Annotated in this window: 17 protein-coding genes, 1 tRNA gene and 1 pseudogene; 10 read left to right on the forward strand and 9 right to left on the reverse strand. The window is 37.0% G+C overall.

All coding sequences use genetic code 11. The features are described 5' to 3' along the window. Positions 1–86: 86 nt before the first annotated feature. From IR083_RS23990 to IR083_RS24000, 3 genes are read left to right on the forward strand one after another with little or no spacing between them, the layout of a single operon-like run. On the forward strand, positions 87–1,211 hold the full coding sequence (locus tag IR083_RS23990) for a sensor protein KdpD (RefSeq protein ID WP_006799244.1): 1,125 nt from the start codon (positions 87–89) through the stop codon (positions 1,209–1,211). Then, on the forward strand, positions 1,208–2,938 hold the full coding sequence (locus IR083_RS23995; RefSeq protein ID WP_194226204.1) for an ATP-binding protein: 1,731 nt from the start codon (positions 1,208–1,210) through the stop codon (positions 2,936–2,938). The genes IR083_RS23990 and IR083_RS23995 overlap by 4 nt, the downstream gene beginning before the upstream one ends. 28 nt (positions 2,939–2,966) lie before the next feature. After that, positions 2,967–4,304: a sigma-54-dependent transcriptional regulator gene (locus IR083_RS24000; RefSeq protein ID WP_194226205.1), complete on the forward strand. Its 1,338-nt coding sequence runs from the start codon at positions 2,967–2,969 to the stop codon at positions 4,302–4,304. 586 nt (positions 4,305–4,890) lie between these two features. Here IR083_RS24000 and IR083_RS24005 read toward each other — a convergent pair. From IR083_RS24005 to mgtA, 9 genes are all read right to left on the reverse strand, one after another. Then, entirely contained in the window at positions 4,891–5,310 is a 420-nt protein-coding gene (locus IR083_RS24005) for a hypothetical protein (RefSeq protein ID WP_044215844.1), read from the reverse strand. A 13-nt stretch (positions 5,311–5,323) separates the two neighbouring features. Beyond that, positions 5,324–5,569, reverse strand: a complete 246-nt coding sequence (locus IR083_RS24010; protein WP_083820960.1) for a tyrosine-type recombinase/integrase — start codon at positions 5,567–5,569, stop codon at positions 5,324–5,326. Positions 5,570–5,779: 210 nt separating this feature from the next. Then, complete coding sequence (locus IR083_RS24015; protein ID WP_194226206.1) at positions 5,780–7,153, reverse strand: sensor histidine kinase; 1,374 nt, start codon at positions 7,151–7,153, stop codon at positions 5,780–5,782. Beyond that, entirely contained in the window at positions 7,150–7,839 is a 690-nt protein-coding gene (locus tag IR083_RS24020) for a response regulator transcription factor (protein ID WP_194226207.1), read from the reverse strand. Before IR083_RS24020 ends, IR083_RS24015 begins: the two co-directional genes overlap by 4 nt. 37 nt (positions 7,840–7,876) lie before the next feature. After that, positions 7,877–9,127 (reverse strand): TolC family protein, encoded by a 1,251-nt coding sequence (locus IR083_RS24025; protein ID WP_194226208.1) that lies wholly within the window; start codon positions 9,125–9,127, stop codon positions 7,877–7,879. Continuing rightward, positions 9,117–12,227, reverse strand: coding sequence for an efflux RND transporter permease subunit (locus IR083_RS24030; protein ID WP_194226209.1), 3,111 nt, complete (start codon positions 12,225–12,227; stop codon positions 9,117–9,119). The genes IR083_RS24025 and IR083_RS24030 overlap by 11 nt, the downstream gene beginning before the upstream one ends. 6 nt (positions 12,228–12,233) lie before the next feature. Then, positions 12,234–13,343, reverse strand: coding sequence for an efflux RND transporter periplasmic adaptor subunit (locus IR083_RS24035; RefSeq protein ID WP_006799233.1), 1,110 nt, complete (start codon positions 13,341–13,343; stop codon positions 12,234–12,236). Positions 13,344–13,502: 159 nt separating this feature from the next. Next, entirely contained in the window at positions 13,503–14,204 is a 702-nt protein-coding gene (locus tag IR083_RS24040; RefSeq protein ID WP_006799232.1) for an MgtC/SapB family protein, read from the reverse strand. A gap of 12 nt (positions 14,205–14,216) precedes the next feature. Continuing rightward, positions 14,217–16,874, reverse strand: coding sequence for a magnesium-translocating P-type ATPase (gene mgtA, locus IR083_RS24045; protein WP_194226210.1), 2,658 nt, complete (start codon positions 16,872–16,874; stop codon positions 14,217–14,219). Positions 16,875–17,659: 785 nt separating this feature from the next. Here mgtA and IR083_RS24050 point away from each other — a divergent pair. The 7 genes and pseudogenes from IR083_RS24050 to IR083_RS24080 all read left to right on the forward strand — a co-directional run. Further along, positions 17,660–17,736 (forward strand) — tRNA-Asp (locus IR083_RS24050). Between the two features lie 239 nt (positions 17,737–17,975). After that, the gene (locus IR083_RS24055) at positions 17,976–19,136 is read left to right on the forward strand and encodes a site-specific integrase (protein WP_194226211.1); all 1,161 of its coding nucleotides are present in this window, start codon (positions 17,976–17,978) and stop codon (positions 19,134–19,136) included. A gap of 571 nt (positions 19,137–19,707) precedes the next feature. Next, complete coding sequence (locus IR083_RS24060) at positions 19,708–20,802, forward strand: NAD(P)H-dependent flavin oxidoreductase (RefSeq protein ID WP_194226212.1); 1,095 nt, start codon at positions 19,708–19,710, stop codon at positions 20,800–20,802. Further along, entirely contained in the window at positions 20,795–21,841 is a 1,047-nt protein-coding gene (locus IR083_RS24065) for a GTP pyrophosphokinase family protein (RefSeq protein ID WP_194226213.1), read from the forward strand. The genes IR083_RS24060 and IR083_RS24065 overlap by 8 nt, the downstream gene beginning before the upstream one ends. Positions 21,842–21,899: 58 nt before the next feature. Next, complete coding sequence (locus IR083_RS24070; RefSeq protein ID WP_135105829.1) at positions 21,900–22,139, forward strand: hypothetical protein; 240 nt, start codon at positions 21,900–21,902, stop codon at positions 22,137–22,139. Between the two features lie 151 nt (positions 22,140–22,290). Beyond that, positions 22,291–22,599: an RNA recognition motif domain-containing protein gene (locus IR083_RS24075; protein ID WP_135105827.1), complete on the forward strand. Its 309-nt coding sequence runs from the start codon at positions 22,291–22,293 to the stop codon at positions 22,597–22,599. 154 nt (positions 22,600–22,753) lie between these two features. Further along, positions 22,754–23,109: pseudogene (locus IR083_RS24080) on the forward strand (AraC family transcriptional regulator); the annotation flags it as partial.

Here is a 23,109-nt window from a genome sequence, read left to right on the forward strand (position 1 = left end):
TTTTATTTTATACAAAAAAACTACTTTTAAAACAGATTGTTTTTATATCAAGGATGTAAGAACTAATTTGAAAATCGTACTAAACGATGGATGAGGATAGAAAAAGTGCTGAATATTTTCTCAGTTTGATCAAACAATCGAAAAGAGGTAAATTTAAACTATATATCGGGATGATTGCCGGTGTAGGTAAAACTTACAGGATGTTGCAGGAGGCGCACATTCTTTTGGAGGGAGGTGTAGATATTAAAATCGGCTATATCGAGACCCACAACAGGCAGGAAACTGTAGCATTATTGGATGGAATACCAGTGATTCCCAGAAGGAAAATCTTTTATAAAGGCAAAGAGCTGGAAGAGTTGGATGTACAGGCTGTTATAAATTTACGTCCCGAAGCTGTAATTGTGGATGAACTGGCTCATACAAATATAGAGGGTAGTAAGAACGAAAAACGTTGGCAGGACGTCCTTGAAATACTCGAAGCCGGGATCAATGTTATCAGTGCAGTAAACGTTCAGCACATAGAGGGACTGAATGAGGAAGTAAGAAAAATTACAGGCATAGAAGTAAGTGAACGCATTCCTGATCGAGTTATAGCTATGGCGGATGAAGTTGTGAACATCGATCTGTCTGCCGATGATCTGGTAACCCGGCTTAAAGACGGAAAAATATATCCATCCGATAAGATACAGGCTGCTTTAGCTAATTTCTTTAAGACCGAACACATCCTTCGCTTACGCGAGTTAGCTTTAAAAGAGGTAGCAAGCCATGTATTGAAAAAAGCTGATGATGAAACATTTTCATCCCAGCCCGGACTACATAAAAACTTTATGGCATGTATAGGGAGTAATGGTAAGAAAGCTAACAACATTATCCGAAAGACAGCACGTTTGGCCAGTTATTACAGTGGCGAATGGTATGTCCTGTATGTACAGACTCCAAAAGAAGGAGCCGATAAGATAGCCTTAGACAGCCAGCGAAAACTGATAAACAGTTTCAAAATGGCTATTGAATTGGGTGGGCAGGTTATACAATTAAAGCATAAGAATATACCGGAAGCAATTCTTGAGCAAGCTATTAAGAAAGATGTATCGACTGTTTGTATCGGGATGCCCTACATCAACAGATGGCGCATGCTATTATATGTCTCCACATACAAGAAAATATTAAGAGAATTAAAAAAAGAAGGTATAGACCTAATTATACTGTCATGAAAATAAAGACCAAATTAACATCCGGAGTAGGACTGCTTTTCTGCCTGATTATATTATTGGCAGGTGTTAGTATCTGGTATATCAACGATCTCAGGAGAGATACCCGAAATATACTCATGGCCAATTACAATACACTGGAATACTCCCGTAATATGTTGCTTGCCTTAGATGAGATGAAAACAGATCCGCAAGCCATATCTTCATTTGAAATAAATCTAAAAAAGCAACTGACAAATGAAACAGAAATAGGAGAATCTGACATAACATTGCAGATATCCAATCTTTTCTCTAAATTGAAACACAATACAGAGAATGACAGCCTCAAAATCATAATAAGAAAAGATATTGCAACTCTGATGAAACTCAATATGGATGCGATTGTCCAAAAGAGCCATATAGCAAATAATACCGCAGAGAATGCCATTATCTGGATCATTATAACAGGTGCCTTGTGCTTTCTTATTGCTTTCGCTTTGCTAGTCAAACTACCCGGAAACATTGCAAACCCGATTCTTCAATTAACAGAAAGTATAAAAGAGATCACAAATCAGAATTACCGGCAACGGTTAAACTATGAAAGTCATAACGAATATGGAGATTTGGCTAAATCTTTCAATACAATGGCTGAAAAATTGGAAGAGTATTCAAACAGCAGGCTAGAAAAAATACTGAGAGAAAAGAAACGGGTGGAAACCCTTATCAATAATATGCATGATCCTGTTATCGGGCTTGATGAGAGTAAATTTATTATTTTCATCAACGATGAAGCCTTGAAAATAACAGGTTTATCCCGCAATGAAATTTTAAATAAACCGGTTCAAGATATTGCCGTTACAAATGATCTGATTCGTACACTTATTGTTGAGCTCATTGATCCTTTAGCAAAAAGAGACGAAGGACCGTTAAAGATCTTTTCTGATGACAAACAATCTTATTTTGAGAAAGAAATTATCCATATAGAAATCAATAAAACAGGAGAAAATATAACAGAACTGATCGGTTATGTTATCCTGTTAAAGAATATCACTATTTTTAAAGAACTAGACTCGGCTAAGACCAACTTTATCGCTACTATATCTCATGAGTTGAAGACTCCGATATCTTCGATAAAGATGAGCACACGATTACTCGAACATAATGAAACAGGAATATTGAACGATGAACAGAAACAGTTAGTGGACGGCATAAAAGAAGACAGTACACGACTTTTACAAATCACTGGAGAACTACTGAATATGTCTCAGGTAGAGACAGGAAATATTCAATTGAATATTCAATCGACAGATCCCGGACTGATAGTCAGATATGCAATTGACACCGTAAAGTTACAAGCAGAGTACAAGAGAATAAAGCTTCAGGTGGATATGGAACCCGATATTCCATTGATTGTGGCTGACGCCGAAAAAACAGCATGGGTTCTTATTAATTTTCTGACTAATGCCATCCGTTATTCAATGGAAGATAGCGACATTGAGGTTTCTTTAAGAAGAGAAAATAAAGGAGCATTATTCTCCGTTAAGGATTTTGGGAAAGGAATTGATTCCAGATATAAGAAAAAAATATTTGAGCGTTATTTCCAAATACCGGGAAGCCTAAAATCGGGATCAGGACTGGGATTGGCCATTAGTAAAGAATTTATTGAAACTCAAGGAGGCACAATAGGTGTAAATAGCAATCCCGGTATGGGAAGTACATTCTTTTTCATTATTCCTTACAGTAAAATCTAAGCTCTCTGTCCCATAAAAAATAATAAAAATGAAAAAGATATTATTAATAGACGATGAAGAAAAACTTCGCAAACTGATGGCCCGTATCATCGAGCTTGAACAGATAGAAGTATTTCAGGCTGAGAATGCAACATCAGGATTGAAGCTATTAGAGAAACAGTATTTTGATGTTATCATTTGTGATGTTAAGCTACCTGATGCTAATGGCGTTGATCTGATCCCTCAAATAAAAAAAATACAGCCGTTGGCTGAAATCATACTTCTGACTGCGTATGGGAACATTCCTGATGGGGTTCAGGCTATAAAGAACGGAGCTTTTGATTATATCACAAAGGGTGACGACAACAATCGCATAATACCTTTGGTGTACAGGGCATTGGAAAAAGTAGAATTATCTAAACGAGTGACCCGACTAGAACAAAAAATAGAGCAAAAATATTCTTTTGATAATATTATAGGGAAATCTATTTCTATTCTTTCTGCTATAGAGATGGGACGTAAAGTAGCACAAACAGATGCTACTGTATTGTTGACAGGAGAAACTGGAACGGGTAAGGAAGTTTTTGCCCAATCGATACATTACGGAAGCCTGCGAAAGAATAAGCCTTTTGTCGCAATTAATTGTTCTGCGTTTAGTAAAGAGCTATTGGAGAGCGAACTGTTCGGGCACAAAGCGGGAGCATTTACAGGAGCTTTAAAAGATAAAAAAGGCCTTTTTGAAGAAGCCCATGAAGGGACTATTTTTCTGGACGAAATCGGAGAAATGGCAATTGATCTTCAAGCCAAAATCCTAAGGGTACTCGAAACCAAAGAGTTTATAAAAATAGGAGAAACCAAATCGCAAAAGATTGATGTAAGGATTATTGCCGCTACAAATCGAATTTTGGAGAAAGAAATTGAGACGGAACATTTCCGCCGCGATTTATTTTATCGTTTGTCTGTTTTTCAGATACATTTACCTCCTCTAAGAGAACGTATTTCTGACATAAAATTGTTTGTTGATGAATTTGTAAATCTGTTTGCAACTAAATCGAATAAAAGGATCAATACAATTTCTCCCGATTATTTAAAGTTATTGGAACAAAATAGCTGGAAAGGAAATATAAGGGAATTAAGGAATGTTATTGAGCGTAGTGTGATTCTAACCGATGATGAAACTTTAGGTATCGAAACATTGCCTTTGGAAATACAATATCCGGATACTGATTCACCTGAATTTATAACAACTCTGGCTTTATCAGATATTGAAAGATTGCATATCAAGAAGATTTTAGATTATACGAAAGGAAATAAAACGGAGACTGCCCGAATACTCAAAATAGGAATTGCGACGCTATATCGGAAAATAGAAGAATATAAACTATAAGTTGCTTACCTTCTCATATTGAGCTTAAAGCCTATCTTTTTGATAGGCTTTTTTTATTTCTAAAGTTTGAGACATAACACTATTTATCTGATTACTAATATATTGATTTGCTGTTTAAATTCTTGGTATACTGTATGAGTAATTATCATCAAAAGAGTAGTTACATCAAAAGTGCCAATATGAAAAAGAATCATTATAATTTCAATATTTGGGATATTGTAATAGCAATTGTAATATATTTCTGGCTAATGGCTACAATATATATTATTTATTGTAGACTGACAGAGAATAAAGAAATAAGTGAACAGGTGTCAAATTATCGAACAAAATAAGAATATGAATTCTAAGAAAAGAATAGATATAAAGAAACTAAGAAAAGTTATCAAAAGAATTAATCTAGTAAAGTCTACACCTGTCTGGTTGGGTTTTCTGATTATAGTTATAATCATAGGTTTGATTGAGACATTCTAAGATTAAGTAATTTTATAGTGTTGTCAAATTTATATTTCTACCTTTTTATCAATAAAATAGCATCCCCAAGATATTTTACAACTTAGGGATGATAAGGATAATTTATATGGAATATTCAATTCAAATTTTTAAAAGATGATTTTCCTGTGTTAGCATTGAATATTATGAGCATTTCAGATTTAGCCTTTGCTCTACCGTATTCACAAAGATTATTGAATACCCATTCCCGAAAAGCTTTAGTATATATGGATTGAATACGAAAGCTCAAGAAAATAATAGCTTCTAAATTATAGTAAATGCGAATATATTCTTCTTTCTCCTTTCGGATGTATCTGTATTCTTTTGTCACATCTACTTCTTTCAATAAACTATCCCTAAAAATAGCCTTTAGATTCTTGCTGATTGTCGGGGTATAAACCCCAAACAGATCAGTGATTTCATTTACTGTCATCCAAACTGTACCATCTACAATTTTTACTTCAATGATTGGTCTGTCGGTACCTATATTTGTAAACTTTATATATCCTGTTTTCATAAACTCAACTAGGTTAAACAATAGCACTTTTTGATTCGTAAGTTTTTAGTTTTCCCGCAATAGCATTCATTTCATTGGCTATCTTGTTATTAGTTATCCGGGCATATATTTGCGTTGTCTGGATTTTTGTATACTCCAGCATTTTCGATACAGGCTTGATCGGAATACCCAACGATAAAAACGTCGTTACAAATGTATGACGGCCGCAATGATAGGTGAGGTGCTTCTCAATACCGCACAAATCGGAAATTTCCTTCAGATAGCAGCATTCTTAATGTTCCTGTCTCTTTATCAGTGGATTACAAAGGGTGAATTTAGGAGAGGTAACAATTTGGTAATGGTTCTTTTGATTAGCATTTGCGTAAATTTTCATACCCAAAATAACTTCTTACAAACTTACTCAAAAAAGTAATCATTTGTGAATTTTTCTTGTGAAATAAAATGTCCCATGAGTGAGATTTAATCTCTCTTATCTCTCTATAGGTATCTCAATCTTAAATATAGTCCCCATATTTATAACAGAATCTACTTTTATTTTGCCTTTATGAATTTTAACAACCTTCTCCACGAGAGCCAGCCCAATACCATTACCATCTACAAATTCTTTGTTTTTCCCTCTGTAGAAAGGCTTAAAAATATTTTTTAATTCTTCCCGATTGATGCCAACTCCTGTATCAGTAAAATTGATATCAATAACTCCATTTTCAGAAAACATTGATACAATAGAAGTTTTGTTTTCAGAAAACTTACAATTATTTTCCATCAAATTTATAAACGCAGTTTTTAGTAAATATGCATTTCCCAGAATAATTAATTCAGTGTCGTCTTCGCCCGACTGCATAAATTGAACATCAATCCTATATTCTGGGTTTGCTTTCAAAACATCTGTGCGGGCATCCAATACTATTTCATCAATACGCACTGCGCTCATTGAAATTTTATTTTCATTGTAACCCGTTTTCGCTAAGTCCAAGAGGCCATTTACAAGTTTTATCAAACGAGTTGCATCGTGTTTCGAATTCCGAAGTGTGTCAATATATTCTTCTATGGTACGTTCTTTTAGCAATGCAAAGTCAATTTCTCCGACCAAAGTTGCCAACGGTGTACGTAATTCATGAGAAGTGTTACTAACAAACATTTTTTGCGATTCGAAAGAAGATTCTATTATATCCAAAGCTTTGTTAAATGAGGCGGCTAATTCTCCAAACTCATCATGATCGCTATATCCTAAGATACGTAAATTTAGGTTGTTGGCTGTGATATTTTTCATCTTCCCCGAAATATCAGATACAGGTTTCAAGGCTCTTCGGGCTAGAAAATAACCAAGAATAAACGATATCAATATGGATACAATAGTAAGAGTAACGAGATTGATAATCAGTTTATGTAGTTTATTATAACCATAGCCATCATAAGCTGCTGCTGTGACCACATAATGAGAGTTGTTATGATTAAATAGAAAACCTACTGCCTGATATTTTCCAACATAGAATTTAGTATTCTTTTTATTTTCGACAATATTCTGAATCAGTTCGGGAGTTTCTTTTACAATGTCAATATCTTTTGCGTCATGATAGAGCAGGTCTGCTGCAATGTCATAAATGGCAACCTCTACCTCATCAATATATTCGATATTATTTTTATAAATAGAATGCATCGCTTCAGGGCTGGCTTTGGCTTCGAAAAATAAGTTGGCTTTGGACACACCTTCCCGATAGAGATTGTCATAAAACTCGACCTCCCTGTCATGTACAGTTACCAGATAGATGACGGTTGCAAAAATAGCCATCAGTATGGCTGTTACAATCGAGTAACGGAGTGCTATTTTGGTCTTTATTTTCATTTCTCTATTTTAAGTATAAATCCAACTCCTGGATTTGTATGAATAAGTTTGTTGTCGAACTCTTTATCTATTTTTCGTCTTAAATAATTGATGTAAACGTCTATAAAATTAGTTCCGGTATCGAAGTGTGTATCCCAAACTATTTCGGCTATTTCGGCTCGCGGCAATACTCTTTCCGGATTTTCCATCAGGTACTTCAGTAAGCTAAATTCTTTAGGGGTGAGTCTTATCTCTTTGCCCGACCGGGATACTGTGCGGGTATTGACGTGCATACATAAATCATGGTACTTTAGTTCGTCGGGTATTGTATTTTCAGGTTGATTGCTGTTTCTCTTTAATAAGACATTAATGCGTGCATTCAGTTCTCTTAAATCGAATGGCTTGACCATATAATCATCTGCTCCCGCATCAAAACCATCCAGTTTGTCATCGGTAGCACCTAAAGCTGTGAGCATAATTATTGGTACATGGAGGTACTTCTCTTTCACAAACCTTGTAATTTCAAATCCATTGTGATGTGGAAGAATAATATCCGTAATAATCAGATCATATAGGTTAGAGCTGATAAGACGTTTTCCAGTATCACCATCAAATGCAAGGGTAACCTCAAAGCCGAACTCGGATAAACCCTTACCCAAGAGCTCGGCTATTCTTTTTTCATCTTCAATAACAAGTATTTTTTTCATATCTCGCTGATTCTGTTGGAACAAAGATACCTAAAATTTAAAAATCAATATCCCATATGCCACACGCTTTTTGAAGTGCAACTAACGATGATGCATATCCTTTCATCGTTTCCAAATACAGTTCCTGTACTTCATTATATGTGCGCTGAGCTATAAGAACATCAGTGATGTTACTCTCGCCCCTCTTATATTTATAAACCATGCCGTCAAGAACTTTTTTAGCATCTTCCAATAATCCTGTCTGGTATTGTTCTGATTTCTTCTGGGACGCCTCAAATTGGAAAAAAGCCTGAGATATTTCTGTTTGAATCTGTAATTCTATGTTTTGTTTCTGCACTTTGGTCTGTTCTATGCCATAATCAGCCACCTTTAGAGTTCCTTTATTCAAATTAGAAAACTGGAGAGGAATCGACACTCCTGCCGTTACCGATCTGGATGGCGGAAAAAATCCATGCCAGTCTCTTTCGTAACTAACGGAAAGTCCCAGATCCATTCTTCGTTCAGCTTTGACCAGTTTTTGCCGGTTGGCAGCTATATCAATGTTTTTTTTTGCAGCATATAAGTCGATGCGGCTGGCCAAGCCGGTTGCAATTAATTCCGGCAATAAATAATCCCGGTCGATATTACTCCATTTGCCCGAAAGATTCATCAACGATAGTGTTGTTTGCCCCATATATTGGTTAAGTGTTGCCAATGCCGACTTATAAGCCGCTTCCTGTTCAAACACTTCGTTTAAGAGGGTTGCGGCTTCGAGTTTAGATTGCCGGGCATCGATCTCAGTAATTTCACCTAAACGGAAACGGATGCTGTCTGATTTGCTTAGTTGAAGCATATATTCATAAGAACTCTTCTTTACATCTAAAAGCTCGCGTTGTTGCATGGCATCCAGATATAAATCTGCCGCTTCGGCCCGGAGTTCCTGATAGTAGTATTCCAGAGCGAGTTTCTCTAGTTCAGCCTGACTTTTTGCCAGACGAATCCGGGCACCTCTTTTATTACCTAACTCGAGGGTATAGCCAAGTCCCAACGAGAAATTTTCGTCTGCCCCTTCGAATGTAAGTTCAGGATCAGGCAAGACCTTTTGGGCTATTACCTCGGCATCGGCAATGTTGACATTGTATTTTTCTGCCATATAGTTCAAGTTGTTTTTCCCTACCTGATTCAGATATTCTTGAAACGATAAGTTTATCGTGGCTTTGCCCTCTGAATCTTGTGCCCTTGTATGGGACACAAAATTCATTAGGAAAAAGAAAACCAGTATGGTTGTATATATTTTATTAGTATTCATGATTTATATCTGTTTTTGATTCTTCGTACTTCTCAGATTTTCTTTCGATCAGATAATAGAATGCCGGAAGGGCAAATAGTGTGATGATAGTAGAGAACATAAGCCCGTAGACAATAACTGTAGCAAGAGGGCGTTGAACATCCGAGCCGATGCCGGTGGCTAACGATGCCGGAAGTAATCCCAATATGGCTACCGTTGCGGTCATCAGGATAGGGCGGAGTCGGTGACGTGCTCCGTCTTTGACGGCGTTAATCAGGCTGAAACCGTCCCGGCGTAATCCGTTCATGTGCGAAATCATAAGGACTCCGTTTTGGATAGCCACACCAAACAAAGCGATAAATCCTACCGCAGACGACACATTCAGGGTCATTCCTCTCACATTTAGTGCCAACATACCGCCAAATAAGGCTAGAGGAACTGTCATCAGCACCAATCCTGCCTGGCGGAATTTACTAAATGCAGCATACAGCAGCATGAACATGATAGCCAGTGCCAACGGCACGATAATGGCCAGACGGGAATAAGCTCTGTTTTGGTTTTCAAATTGCCCTCCCCATTTGATATGATATTTGTCGTGATCATATACTACATTTTTTTCGATAGAGGCTTGTGCATCTTTCAGAAAAGAAGATAAGTCACGCCCACGCAGATTGAGTTTCACTGTCAAGTGTCTTTTATTCATTTCCCGGGTAATGGTACTTTCACCAGTACTTAGCCTTACATCTGCCACTTGCGACAATGGAATCTTAGCTCCTGTGGAAGATGTTAGTGTCAGATTTTTGATCTTCTCAGGTGTATCACGGGCACTCTCTATATACTTACAAGTGATGTCGTATACCCGATCGTTTTGATAAAGTTGTGAGATGGCTTTTCCGCCGATGGCTACTTCTATCAGATTGCTTACATCAGCTATGTTTAGTCCATATCGGGCTATTGCATTCCTGTCCATATGTACCTGCAATTGTGGCAGAGGTGGTTCCTGATCAATATCCAGGTCTACTGCTCCATCAATACCTTTGAGTGTTTCGAGAACATCCTCGGCTATCCGTCGGGTTTCTCTGAAATCGTTTCCATACACTTTTACAACTAATTCACTGTGTGCTCCAGCAATTTTATCCATCACTCCGTCTATCATGGGCTGACTAAATCCTACTTTAAAGCCGGGCATGCTTTCGTATTCTTCCGCTAATTCCTGTATTAAATCGTCTTTTGTCTTACCTCTTGGCCATTCACTATATGGTTTTATCCCTACCGATACCTCAAAATGCGAAGGAGTAAACGGGTCAGTTCCGTCATCATTCCGTCCGGCCTGTACAGCCACATAAGTAACTTCCGGGTATTTCATCGTACGCTGACGAAGAATATCCGACAGTTCTTTCGATTTTTCCACAGATATTCCCGGCGGTAAGTTTACTTGCAGCCAGATAGAACCTTCATCAAGGGTTGGAAGAAAATCTTTTCCGACATAAGCAGTAAGCCCGATGGCAACTATAAATATCACCACGACCGATACTATAACTTTTTTAGGTTTAACCAGAATTTTATTGACTGTCTCGGAGTATTTCTGTGTCAGTTTTTCGAGCCATTTATTGTGATATATTTTTCTGGGTTTCCTATACAAGGCATATCCGATACCGGGGATAAGGAAAAGTGCAACCAACAGCGCACCTAATAGAGCATAACCGACGGTAAAAGCCATAGGTGTAAACAGTTTTCGCTCTACTCTTTCGAATGCAAATAATGGTAAGTAGGCTGTGATGATAATGATGGTCGCAAAAGTAATTGGTTTGGCAACCTCTTTTACCCGTTTGGCAATGTTGTCTTCTTCCAGATATATCTTCGGATGGTCTTCGCGTTTTCTAAGGATTGTCTCCGTCATCACGATAGCTCCATCAACAATTATCCCGAAGTCGATTGCACCCAGAGAAAGCAAATTTGCCGGAATATCGGTAAGGTACATTAGAATAAAAGCAATAAGTAGCGAAATGGGAATGGTTAGTGCTACAAGCAGTGCTCCACGCCAGTTACCCAGAAATATAATAAGTACAACCACTACTAGAAGCATTCCTTCAAGGAGTGTTCGAGAAACAGTATGCAAGGTGGTGTCTACCAATTCTGTTCTGTCCAGATAGGTATGTATATGTACGCCTTCCGGTAATATCTCCCTGTTCAGTTCTTCAACAGCTTCACTGATTCCTTCAAGCACCATAGAAGGGTTCTCGTGTTTTAAAAGCAAAACGATACCTGCTACAGTTTCCGAATATTCGCGGCTACGGTCTGAGTATCCCTGAACACCCTTTCTTTCGAGGTTTCCGTATTTAACTTTCCCCAAATCATTCAGAAAGATGGGGACACCTTTTTCTGAACTGACCACTATCTTACCTAAATCTTCAAGGCTTGTTATTTGTCCGATTCCCCGTACAACATATCCTAAATCTCCCCGGTTCAGCACACTGCCTCCTACATTGGAGTTGTTCTTTTCTATAGCTTCCATTACCTCGTCGAGTGACAAACTGTATTGCTCTAATTTATGCGGATCTATTTCAATTTGGTATTGTGTGGTTATACCTCCAAAATTGCTTACGTCAGCCACGCCCGGAACTTCCTTTATCCGGGGTATGATTACCCAATTTTGCAGATCGGTAAGTTCACGTAACGAGTGTTTGTCACTTTCTATGATGTAGCGGTAAATCTCGCCTGTGGGGGAAGTCAACGGATCAAGTCCGGGAATCGCCCCATACGGAAGCTCTACTTCGTTGAGACGTTCCTGTACACGCTGGCGGCTCCAGTAATCTTCTATACCATCATCGAAAACTATGGTGATCACTGACAGCCCGAATGTACTTTTACTACGCATTACATGCATACCGGGCATACCGTTCAAAGCTCTCTCCAAAGGGATGGTTATTTGCTGCTCAACTTCTTCGGCTGCCAATCCGGGCACTTGGGTTACTACTTGCGATGTAACATCGGCGATATCTGGATAAGCCTCTACCGATAGTTGTTTCCAGGAATAATATCCGAATACGCATAGTAATACAAACAGGCACAATACTACCCATCTTTTTTGTATTACAGTTAGCATTAAATCTTTTTTCATGATTCGTTATTTTAAATAATATCCGCCTTCGCTGATTATAATATCTTTATTTGACAGCCCTTTGGAAATAATAGCCCTTCCGTTGCGGGTTGCTTCTACTTCTACCGGAATCTTCAAAAATAAATCGGGAGTTTTTTTAACAAATACATAACTGTCTTTTTCTCCTTGTAAAAGTGCGGTCTCGGGTATTTGTATAAAATCCGATGGTTTATTCAAGAAGTAAACTGTTGTGTACATGCCTATCTTCAACAGTCCGTCTTTATTATCGACAAACGACAGCACTTTTATAGCCCGGGTGTCTTCATCCACAGCTTCTTCTACGTGAAAGACTTTTCCTTTAAGGGATTTTTCAGGGTAAGCTGCAATATAAATATCCATATCGTCATCTGCATGGATGAATCGGATATCTTTTTCTTTTACCTGTGCACTTATCCAGACTTGCGACAAATCAGCAATAACGGCAATAGGATCAGAGTCATCTTTTATATATTGTCCCGTTACAATGTTATTTTTTATCACTTCTCCTACTATCGGTGAACGTATGATAAGCGGCTGGCCTAAAGTCATATTTTCGGCATTTACATGGTAGACCTGTAACGCGGAATAAGCATTCTCGTATTCTTTCTCCGCTATTTGTAAAGTACTTAATGCTTCCTCCATTTCTTTCTGCGAGCCGACTCCATTCTTCAGTAGGTCTTCTTTTCGTTTTAATTCATTTTGGGCTAAGTCTTTTTCAGATTTTGCTTGAAAAAATTCTTTTTGTGCAGTTGTGAAATCCGGAGATACGATTTTAAACAAAGGAGTACTAGCCTGCACTTTTTGCCCTATTTTGATGTATGATTTAACAACCCTTCCAGCAAATGGCGGTGCTATATATGCAAACTGTGTGGGGATTGGCTGGACTATTCCTGCGGTTATCACTTCCTTAGAATAAGGAGCAGTTCCTACTTCGGATAGTTTAATCTGTGAAAGTACGGCATCTTCATTTTTAATAAAAACGCTGTCTCCTTTTACCACGAATGAACTATTATCATATTGAGTTTCATTATTTTTGCAGCCTGCAAAATAGATAACAGATACGAATAGTAGTAATTGAAAAGTTTTTCTCTTCATCATGTTTATTTTTAGGATTAATATCGAATGCAAAAGTAAATAGACCTTAATACTTGGTGCTGTTAGACGATTATCAGAAGAAAGGGATTAAGTAACATTAAAGCTATAACCGGTAGTTAATAATTACAGATGTCATAGGTTTCTTAATCCCTGACTATTTTTCTATGTATGGGTGTCTATATTATCTATTTTCCATTTTATAGAGTATATACCGCTTTCCAGTGTAAGGAAAGAGGCTATTTTTTCGATGGTAGCATCTTGCTTACTGAAACTAATAATATCGGCTTCTATGATTGCAGAAGATGAGCTGTCAGCATCGAGGCTACTCAACGATCTCAACATTAAATCGTTGTTATTGCCTATATATTGGACAAACAGCACCCGGATATGGTTTTCCACATCTTCTTTGCAGCAGGCTACAAATTTATAATGATACTCGACCGACTCTTTATCTGCAAACGTCCAGATTCTCATGATCTTATTCGAAACAGGGCGTAAAAAGATATGTACTCCAATAATGAAAGCTGTCCCTATCAATGGTTCATAGATGTATCCAAGTCCGCAAAAAGCACCGATAGCCGCTGTACACCACAAAGTGGCTGCTGTATTAAGCCCTCTGACCGAAGCTCCGTCTTTGAGGATGACACCCGCACCCAAAAAAACTATACCGCTGATAATGTAAGAGGCAATACGCCCCGGAGCATCTCCGCCGATGCGGGAAGCTATCAGCATAAATATGGCAGCACCCAAAGCTACAAGTGTATTGGTGCGAAGGCCGGTTGCACGTTGGCGAAATTGCCGTTCCAGACCGATGCATATTCCTAAAAATAGTGCCAGTGTAATATGAATGATAAATGAGAACATAATTTCTATCTTTTACAACCATTTATGGAATTTATTTATATACCAGTTCTTTACAAACTGTGTCAGGAAGCAGTAGCCTAACAGTATGCCGATCAACCATGGGAAATATGACCAGGGTAAAGGAGTCAGCTTTATAGATGCCCCCAAGGCTGTAAATGGTATGGCAATGCCGATAGCCATAATGGTAAATGTGGTTATCATGACAGGCCAGGAAGCCCGACTTTGTATAAATGGAATCTTGCGGGTACGTATCATGTGAACAATGAGTGTCTGGGAAAGAAGCCCCTCAATGAACCATCCTGACTGGAATAAAGATTGGTCTTCAGGAAGCGTACATTTAAAGACATACCACATCACCAGATATGTCACAATATCAAATATAGAACTGATCGGGCCTATGCATATCATAAAACGTTTCAGGTCGGACGCATTCCATTTCCGTGGTTTTTGCAGATACTCTTTATCGACACTATCAAAAGGAATTGTAACCTGTGAAATATCATATAAAAGGTTTTGTGTCAGGATATGTATAGGTAGCATAGGTAGGAACGGAAAGAATGCACAGGCTCCAAGCACACTGAACATATTTCCAAAGTTGGAGCTTGCCGTCATTTTGATATATTTGGTAATGTTGCCAAAGATTTTACGTCCTTCGATAACCCCTTCTTCAAGTACCATTAAATCTTTCTCCAATAAAATGATATCTGCCGACTCCTTGGCAATATCTACAGCTGTATCGACCGAGATGCCGATATCAGCCTGACGTAACGCTGGCGCATCATTTATTCCATCGCCCAGAAATCCTACAGTATTGTTTTGAGATTGAAGTGCTTCTATTACTCTTGATTTTTGTAAAGGTGTGAGTTTGGCAAAAACGTTCGTTTTGATAGCTGCTTTTTTAAGCTCTTCGCTGCTCATCTCTTCTATTTGATGTCCTAAAAGAATATTTTCTATGCTAAGTCCCACCTGCTGACATACATTTTTGTTAATAAGCTCACTATCTCCTGAAAGGACTTTCACTTCTACTCCATGCTCATATAATGCTTTAATAGCTGTTGCAGCCGAAGCTTTGGGTGGATCTAAAAATGCAAGGTAACCAATCAGCACCATTTCCGATTCGTCTTCTACGGCAAAGGAATTTGATTTGCTAACCCAGCTTTTATGTGCTACTCCCAGCACTCTCATTCCTTGTTTATTGAGATTAACGCTGATTTCGAGAAGCTCTTTTCTGACCTGATTAGATATTTGAACCGGAACTCCATCTATTTCAGCGAACATACAAACCGATAGAATTTCTTCAATGGCTCCCTTTGTTATTATCTGCCTTTTTCCTTGTGGATCCTCTACCACTACAGACATTCTGCGACGGTTGAAGTCAAAAGGTATTTCATCTACTTTTTTATATTGTTCGCCCAAATTTCCAAATTTCAATTCATGACAATGGGCTAAGATTGCTTTATCCATAAGGTTCTTTAATCCGGTCTGAAAGAAGCTATTAAAATAAGCATGCCGTAAAACCCGTTCACTATCTTTCCCGTCTACGTCCAGATATCTTTCAAGAACAATCTTATCCTGTGTCAATGTACCTGTCTTGTCTGTACAGAGTATATTCATCGCTCCGAAATTTTGTATCGAGTTCAGATTTTTCACAATCGTTTTATGCTTCGACATCTTTACTGCACCTTTTGCAAGATTGGAGGTAACTATCATTGGAAGCATTTCGGGAGTAAGTCCTACGGCTACCGATAATGCAAACAAAAAAGCCTCGAACCAGTCACCCTTTGTAAATCCATTGATAAAGAATACAAAAGGAACCATAACAAGCATAAATCGGATCAGAAGCAGACTTACATTGTTAATACCTTTGTCGAAGCTTGTCTGGGCACGTTTGCCCACTATGTTTTTAGCAATAGTTCCCATATATGTGGCACTTCCTGTGCTTACCACAATAGCTCGGGCTGATCCGCTTATAACATTAGAACCCATAAAGGCTATATTATTCAACTCAATAACACTTCCTGTTTTAGCCGGATGTTCCCCTAAGGTGTTAGATGTTTTTTCCACAGCATCAGATTCTCCTGTCAACGAAGACTGGCTTACAAATAAGTCTTTTGCAGAAACAATACGCACATCAGCCGGAATCATATCTCCTGCGGAAAGAAAAATGACATCACCCGGAACCAGGTCTACAATGTTTATATTTAAAATGGAATCTGAGCCTTTACGAAAAACAGAAACCTTATTATTGACCATTTTTTTCAGAGCTTCACTCGCTTTATTGGCTTTCCTCTCCTGATAAAATCGGAGCAATCCGCTTAAAGTGACCATCGTAGTGATAATTATAACAGTCATCCACTCTCTTTCATAAGGATCTGCCAGAATGACATCTATAATAATAGAAATCAGAGCCAGAAACATCAGTATCCCGATAAAAGGATTGATAAAGGCCTTTAGTAAAAGGACAAACCATTTATTATTGGCCTCTACTATAATTTCGTTCGAACCAAACTCTTTTAATCGGTTAACTGCTTCTGCCGAATAGAGTCCTTCCTGGCGCGAGTTAAGAAACGAATAAACTTGATCTTTGGATTGTGATGCAGCAAGAAATAATTTTTCGCTATTGAAAGCGAATTCTGTATTTTTCTTTTTTAGTTTTCCCAAAAATTTCATCGCTATAGTATTTTATAGATCTTTAATTTTCGGACAAAGGTATCTCTACCAAATACGAAAGGCTATTAGAAAATTATTAGAAAATGGTAAGAAGCTATTAGAAAACTATTATAAAAGAGAGGTGAGAGATTTCTATGAGAATGAATAATTTGTAAATTGAAAAAAATACTTTATCTGAAATAGTCACGATTTAATCTGACAGTTACCAATAAAAACAGTAACATTATAAAAAGATTAAATTGTGACTACTTCAAATTAAGATCTCTTTTAGCATATCTCCTTTCTATAGCTTTATTTTATATACTCCGCAATATTCTAGAAAATAGATTCATATAATTTTCTTTACTGTCTTTCTGCCGAAGAAATGTCTAACCGCCTAATAGAAGTTCTCTATCGAGATCTAAAAATGGTATATACAGTTTATTCTAAGGCCTTCAAGCGTACTTAATGTACTCTTAAATCAACTCTTATAGCAGATAATTTCATTTCTGTATAATTCATTATGGGACTCATGCACTATTTTGAGTTTCTGTTTTACTTTGGGTTTAATCAAAATAAGTGGAGTAAATTCCTCTTCTTCTGATTTTAATCCTAGTATTTTCTTCTCTAAACACTCTTCCGCTAATAACTTTTCAATTTTATCATATTTTTAATCCTCTGAAATCCAATGATATTAAATTTTATTCTAAAAAAACTGCTCAAAGCTATTGCAGGATTCAAATCCTTGTCATATCTTTGCATCGCATTTGAGAGGGAATGCTGCTAATAAAAAAGCAAAACAAAATGGTGTGGTAGTTCAGCTGGTTAGAATACCTGCCTGTCACGCAGGGGGTCGCGGGTTCGAGTCCCGTCCATACCGCCAATAAGATTTACAAATCGACGAAAAGTCCTGAAATTCAGCAGAATTCAGGACTTTTTTGTTTTCAGACCCTAGCAGAAAATCCCATTAAGAAGCAGTCAAAAAAGGCTTAGCCGTGGGACTTAAAAAACGAAAGAAAATATCCCACTTTCACAGTAGCTTATTCTTTATAATTCAATATTTTACATATCAACAAAATGGGATTTTAGTAGTAATTTTGTTAATGTAAAAATGAATGAATCATGGGATTTAAGAAAAGTACATTCAATGTGAACTTTCTACTCAGGAAGCACAAGTTATTAAGAAATGGGGAAGCTCCTATCTGTATGCGTATCACTGTCAACAATCGGGCAGTAGATATCTCTATCAAAAGAAGTGTATCTGTTGACCATTGGAATCAGCCAAGAGAATCTTGTACATCTTCGGGAAAAGTCGGAACGGAAATCAATCGTTATATCGATACGATGCGAGCAAAAATTCTGAAAATACATCGGGAATTAGAAATTGATGGTAAACGAGTAACAGCAGATGCTATCCGAGATAAGCTATATGGTCGGGATGAATCACAGAAAACACTTATTGAAATCTATTCGGAGCATAATAAGCGATGTCGTGCGTTAGTTGGAAAGGATTTCTCTATATCTACTGTCGAAAAGTTTGAGACGTCTTTAAAAGCTCTCAAAGCCTATATTAAACACACCTATAAGAAAGATGATATATTGTTGAGAGAGGTTGATCGCATATTCATTCAAAATTTAGAATTCTACCTGAAGACTGAGAGAAATATGCAACACAACTCAGCTTTAAAGCATTTAAAGAGTCTGAAAAAGGTTATCCGAATTGCTCTAGCCAACGAATGGATAAAGAAAGATCCTTTTGTGGGAATTCAATTTAAGCATGACCAAGTTAGTGTTGAGTTTTTATCACAAGAAGAATTAGACATACTGATAAAAAAAGAATTCACTATCAAAAGGCTAGAAGTTGTTAGAGATATCTTCATCTTCTGTGCATTTACAGGATTGGCTTTTGTTGATGTAAAGCATCTTAGACCAGAACATCTGTTGAAAGATAATAATGATGCCCTATGGATTCGCAAGCCTCGTGAGAAAACAGGTAATATGTGTAATGTGCCTGTTCTGAGTTCAGCTAAAGTAATCATTGATAGATATAAAGATCATCCTTTGTGCTTAAAAAATGGAGTTTTATTACCTGTTCTGACAAATCAAAAGATGAATTCTTACTTGAAAGAAATCGCTGATCTGTGCGGTATTACGAAGAGACTTACGACTCACGTAGCAAGACATAACAAAACCCATTATTATCTATTAATCAATCGATTACGCAGTATTCGCCTTTCAATAGGTAACGATTTAGAAACCAGCTTAGTTCTTAGATATGCTTAATTTCCTCACTATACAAAGAGCGACTTATCTTTTGCAAAGATATAAAATGCTTTATTCTAATGTTTCTTTTTCTGTACTTTTTTCTAATTTTCACTTGAAGAAGTTGGTCGCAAACTATAGATAAGAATTCTGTTGTATATGAACAAGCATTTCTATACAATTTCCATTTCTTCAAAAGGTATTCTGAATGTCTTTTGGGGCCTTCTAAGAATATATACTTTCATATGCTCCCTTATTATTTCAGAATTTTATTACTTTCAGCGAGATTCAGGTTGAGAGTATTACCAAAATGATCGAATATATCAATGTTTATGCTAAAGTTATAAATAAAAAAACGAAAATATTTTAATAAGATATTACAAAACAACAAATAAGTCGATTTGTTTCCGTATCTTACATGTCTAACAATATAGTTTTTATTGTATCTTTTCTTCACAATGATTTGCTCCGCCTCTGTTAGCGGATCTTCCCATCGTCAAAATCGACAACAAAATCAACTCGCTTGTTTATAGTATTAATCAGTTATGAGAGCCTATAATGCGGTTGATCATAACACATTTTTGTAAATAAGATGAAATCATTTTTTATAGGGAATATGGAAGTAAAACTTCCGGTTGTCCAAGGAGGAATGGGTGTAGGTGTGTCTTTATCCGGTTTAGCATCGGCGATGGCTAATGAAGGAGGTATAGGTGTTATATCATGTGCTGGTTTAGGTCTCATTCACAAAGGTCACGGAAATTTCATAAAGAATAGTATTTGGGGACTGAAAGAAGAATTGCGTTTAGCCAGAGAAAAGACAAAAGGTATAATTGGTGTCAATATAATGGTTGCCTTATCTAATTTTGCAGATATGGCACATACTGCCATCGCTGAAAAAGCAGATATAATATTTGTAGGTGCAGGACTTCCGTTGGATTTACCATCCTATCAAACTGCCGATAGCAAAACTAAATTAGTGCCTATTGTTTCCTCAGCCCGTGCCGCAAAGATAATTTGTGAGAAATGGTATAATAACTACAGTTATTTGCCGGATGCGATAGTTGTAGAGGGACCAAAAGCTGGAGGGCATTTAGGATTTAAAAGAGACCAACTTGATGATGAGCAGTATTCTCTTGAACAAATAATTCCAGAAGTTATAAAAACGGTAGCTTCATATAAAGAAATAAAAACGATATCAGTTATTGCCGCAGGTGGGATATCTTCAGGAGGGGATATATACCGTTTTATCGAAATGGGAGCATCAGCTGTACAGATGGGAACAATATTTGTTACTACAGAGGAATGCGATGCTTCAGAAGCCTTCAAGCAGGTCTATCTTACAGCTAAAGAAGACGACTTAATGATAATCAACAGTCCTGTAGGTATGCCCGGGCGTGCCATCAAAGGAGAGTTTCTCAAACGTGTTTCCGAAGGATTAGAAGTTCCTAAAAACTGTCCCGTACATTGTATAAAAACCTGTGACTATACTAAGAGCCCCTATTGTATAATGAAAGCATTATTCAATGCATCTAAAGGCGATATGAAAAAAGGATATGCTTTTGCCGGAATAAATGCTCATCTGGCCCAGAAAATAAGTAGCGTTAAAGAAGTTGTGTCCAAATTGAAAGAAGAATTTGCTATAGCAGAAAAAGTAGCATTATCAGCAATAGTTCTACCTCATGGATGATAATTTGATAGAAGAAACCGTCAAAAGATACATCAGAGAATATGATCGTTATAAAAAGCTGTCCGATATAGTTTTTGATATATGCCAGATCATAGTCGAAAAGAATCTGACTGTCAGAGCTACTGTTCAACACAGAGCTAAAAGTCCGACAAGTCTGGCCGAGAAATTAAGGAAAAGCGGCAAATACCAAACTGTAAATAGTGTATTTGAAGGAATTAGTGACCTTGCTGGCGTTCGCATTATAACTTACCAGGAAACAGACAGGCCGAAAGTCGTAGAGGAGATTCGGCGAACTTTTATTGGCAAGGGTAATGATGAAATCAGAATTGAAGTTAAAGACAAGAATGGCGATAATGGCAAATACTATAAAGCGACTCACTGTCAGGTAGCTTTACCTTCCGAATATCTGACAGACAATTTCAATTTAAAAAATACAACATGCGAAATTCAGGTTTGCAGCCTGTTGTCGCATGTATATAATGAAATTGAACATGACTTGCAATATAAGCCGCGAACAGGAAATTTATCAAAAGATGAAAAGCTTTTGATCGATCAGTTAGGGCTTATAACAAAATCGGGAGATATAACTATTCGACGGTTATTGGAAGCTACAAATGAAAGATTGAAACTTCAGGAAGGTGAGTTTGTCGATGTACATGATTTTGCCGTGAGGATGGGAGAACACCTGAATCTAGGGGAATTATTTGCGAATAATGCGGGACTGTTATATGATGAGTTTTTAAATTCAAAATTGGATTCTCCTGAAACAATTATCTCCGAGCTTCTTAATAAAGACGAAACTCTGATTGATGTTGCAAAATATGAATATGACAAACTGTCCCAATATATAGCAAGAAGAATGATAAATATAACAATAGATAAAACATCTTCAGACCTCTTGTTATTAGTTCTATTAAGAAAAAAGTTTACAACTATACTTGAAGATCATTCTGTTATCACTGAAAGTGATCGTTCATCCCGCTTATTGCGAATAGCTCAAATATATAAAGATATGGTTTCTGAAAAACAGATGAAATGATAGCTATTGAACAAGACTTTCGTATATGTAAAAGTAAATAAGGCAAATCAAAACAAAAATGGCAACAAGACAAAGCTCTTCGATAAACAGGAAAGAGGGCGAGATAACCCGCTCTGAAAGGACTTCAGCCACCCAGCAGGCTGAATCTGTATTGAAAAATGTAAAGGAAAAAAATGGGTCTGTTATCCATGTCATAATTAGCGACAGGACAACAATCGAACTCCCGGCCCATTTGTCCCAGGAGGAAATAGATGCCCGAGTGGATAAATATATCAGATTGCATAAATCAAAAATATAAATCACAGAACAGCTATTCCTATATAAACAAAGATATTTTAGAAATAAACATGGTAACATTCAATTTGGAATGTGGTCCAAGAGGCATGATGAATGCTGTAAGGAGCGGTCTAACCAATAAGGATGTCCAATAATAATTAATAATAAAAAGAATGAACATTTACGTATCGAATCTAAACTTTAGCACAACAAGCGAGAGTTTACAGGAATTATTTACAGCCTATGGCGAAGTAGAATCTACTAAGATTATTACAGACAGAGAAACCGGAAAATCCCGTGGATTCGGCTTTGTTGAAATGCCTAATGATGCAGAAGGTCAAAAAGCTATTAATGAGTTAAACGATGCTGATTATGAAGGCAAGACGATCACTGCAACTATTGCTCGCCCTAAAACAGATAGAGCTAGCGGAGGTTACAACAACCGTGGTGGAAATGGTGGCTACAATGGAAATCGTTACTAATCAAACGAATTGATCTATAATATCAAACGGGTAAGTAATTATACTTACCCGTTTTCTGTACTTGTTTAGAATATAATTGAATGATGTCTTCTAGATACTTCATCTTCAAACAGCCCTAAATAAATCAGTATATTACAGTCAAATAAACACTCCAATGAAGATATATGTCAAATATATGGTTAGTCGTCGTTGCATAATGATGGTGAAATCCAATCTTGAGGAAATTGGGATCAAATATTCCAGTGTTCGGTTGGGGGTAATAGAAACTATAGAGAAAATTTCAATTGACCAACAAGAGCAGCTTCGAACAATACTATTGAAATCGGGACTTAAATTGATGGATGATAAAAAGGCAATCCAAATAGAACAGATAAAAACTATAATTATAGAACTGATACATCACGCTAGAGAAGAACTAAAAGTCAATTTTTCTGATTATCTGAGCGAAAAATTAAATAACAACTACACTTATTTAGCCAATTTATTTTCGGAAGCAGAAGGTGTTACTAT

This window comes from Dysgonomonas sp. GY75, assembly GCF_015234155.1.
In the GTDB taxonomy this organism is placed as follows: Bacteria; Bacteroidota; Bacteroidia; order Bacteroidales; family Dysgonomonadaceae; genus Dysgonomonas; species Dysgonomonas gadei.

Bases quoted from the DNA above. Each gene is read 5' to 3' on its own strand.
- IR083_RS23990 (WP_006799244.1), top strand. From the start codon at position 87: ATGGATGAGGATAGAAAAAGTGCTGAATATTTTCTCAGTTTGATCAAA.
- IR083_RS23995 (WP_194226204.1), top strand. From the start codon at position 1,208: ATGAAAATAAAGACCAAATTAACATCCGGAGTAGGACTGCTTTTCTGC.
- IR083_RS24000 (WP_194226205.1), top strand. From the start codon at position 2,967: ATGAAAAAGATATTATTAATAGACGATGAAGAAAAACTTCGCAAACTG.
- IR083_RS24005 (WP_044215844.1), bottom strand. From the start codon at position 5,310: ATGAAAACAGGATATATAAAGTTTACAAATATAGGTACCGACAGACCA.
- IR083_RS24015 (WP_194226206.1), bottom strand. From the start codon at position 7,153: ATGAAAATAAAGACCAAAATAGCACTCCGTTACTCGATTGTAACAGCC.
- IR083_RS24020 (WP_194226207.1), bottom strand. From the start codon at position 7,839: ATGAAAAAAATACTTGTTATTGAAGATGAAAAAAGAATAGCCGAGCTC.
- IR083_RS24025 (WP_194226208.1), bottom strand. From the start codon at position 9,127: ATGAATACTAATAAAATATATACAACCATACTGGTTTTCTTTTTCCTA.
- IR083_RS24030 (WP_194226209.1), bottom strand. From the start codon at position 12,227: ATGAAAAAAGATTTAATGCTAACTGTAATACAAAAAAGATGGGTAGTA.
- IR083_RS24035 (WP_006799233.1), bottom strand. From the start codon at position 13,343: ATGATGAAGAGAAAAACTTTTCAATTACTACTATTCGTATCTGTTATC.
- IR083_RS24040 (WP_006799232.1), bottom strand. From the start codon at position 14,204: ATGTTCTCATTTATCATTCATATTACACTGGCACTATTTTTAGGAATA.
- mgtA (WP_194226210.1), bottom strand. From the start codon at position 16,874: ATGAAATTTTTGGGAAAACTAAAAAAGAAAAATACAGAATTCGCTTTC.
- IR083_RS24055 (WP_194226211.1), top strand. From the start codon at position 17,976: ATGGGATTTAAGAAAAGTACATTCAATGTGAACTTTCTACTCAGGAAG.
- IR083_RS24060 (WP_194226212.1), top strand. From the start codon at position 19,708: ATGAAATCATTTTTTATAGGGAATATGGAAGTAAAACTTCCGGTTGTC.
- IR083_RS24065 (WP_194226213.1), top strand. From the start codon at position 20,795: ATGGATGATAATTTGATAGAAGAAACCGTCAAAAGATACATCAGAGAA.
- IR083_RS24070 (WP_135105829.1), top strand. From the start codon at position 21,900: ATGGCAACAAGACAAAGCTCTTCGATAAACAGGAAAGAGGGCGAGATA.
- IR083_RS24075 (WP_135105827.1), top strand. From the start codon at position 22,291: ATGAACATTTACGTATCGAATCTAAACTTTAGCACAACAAGCGAGAGT.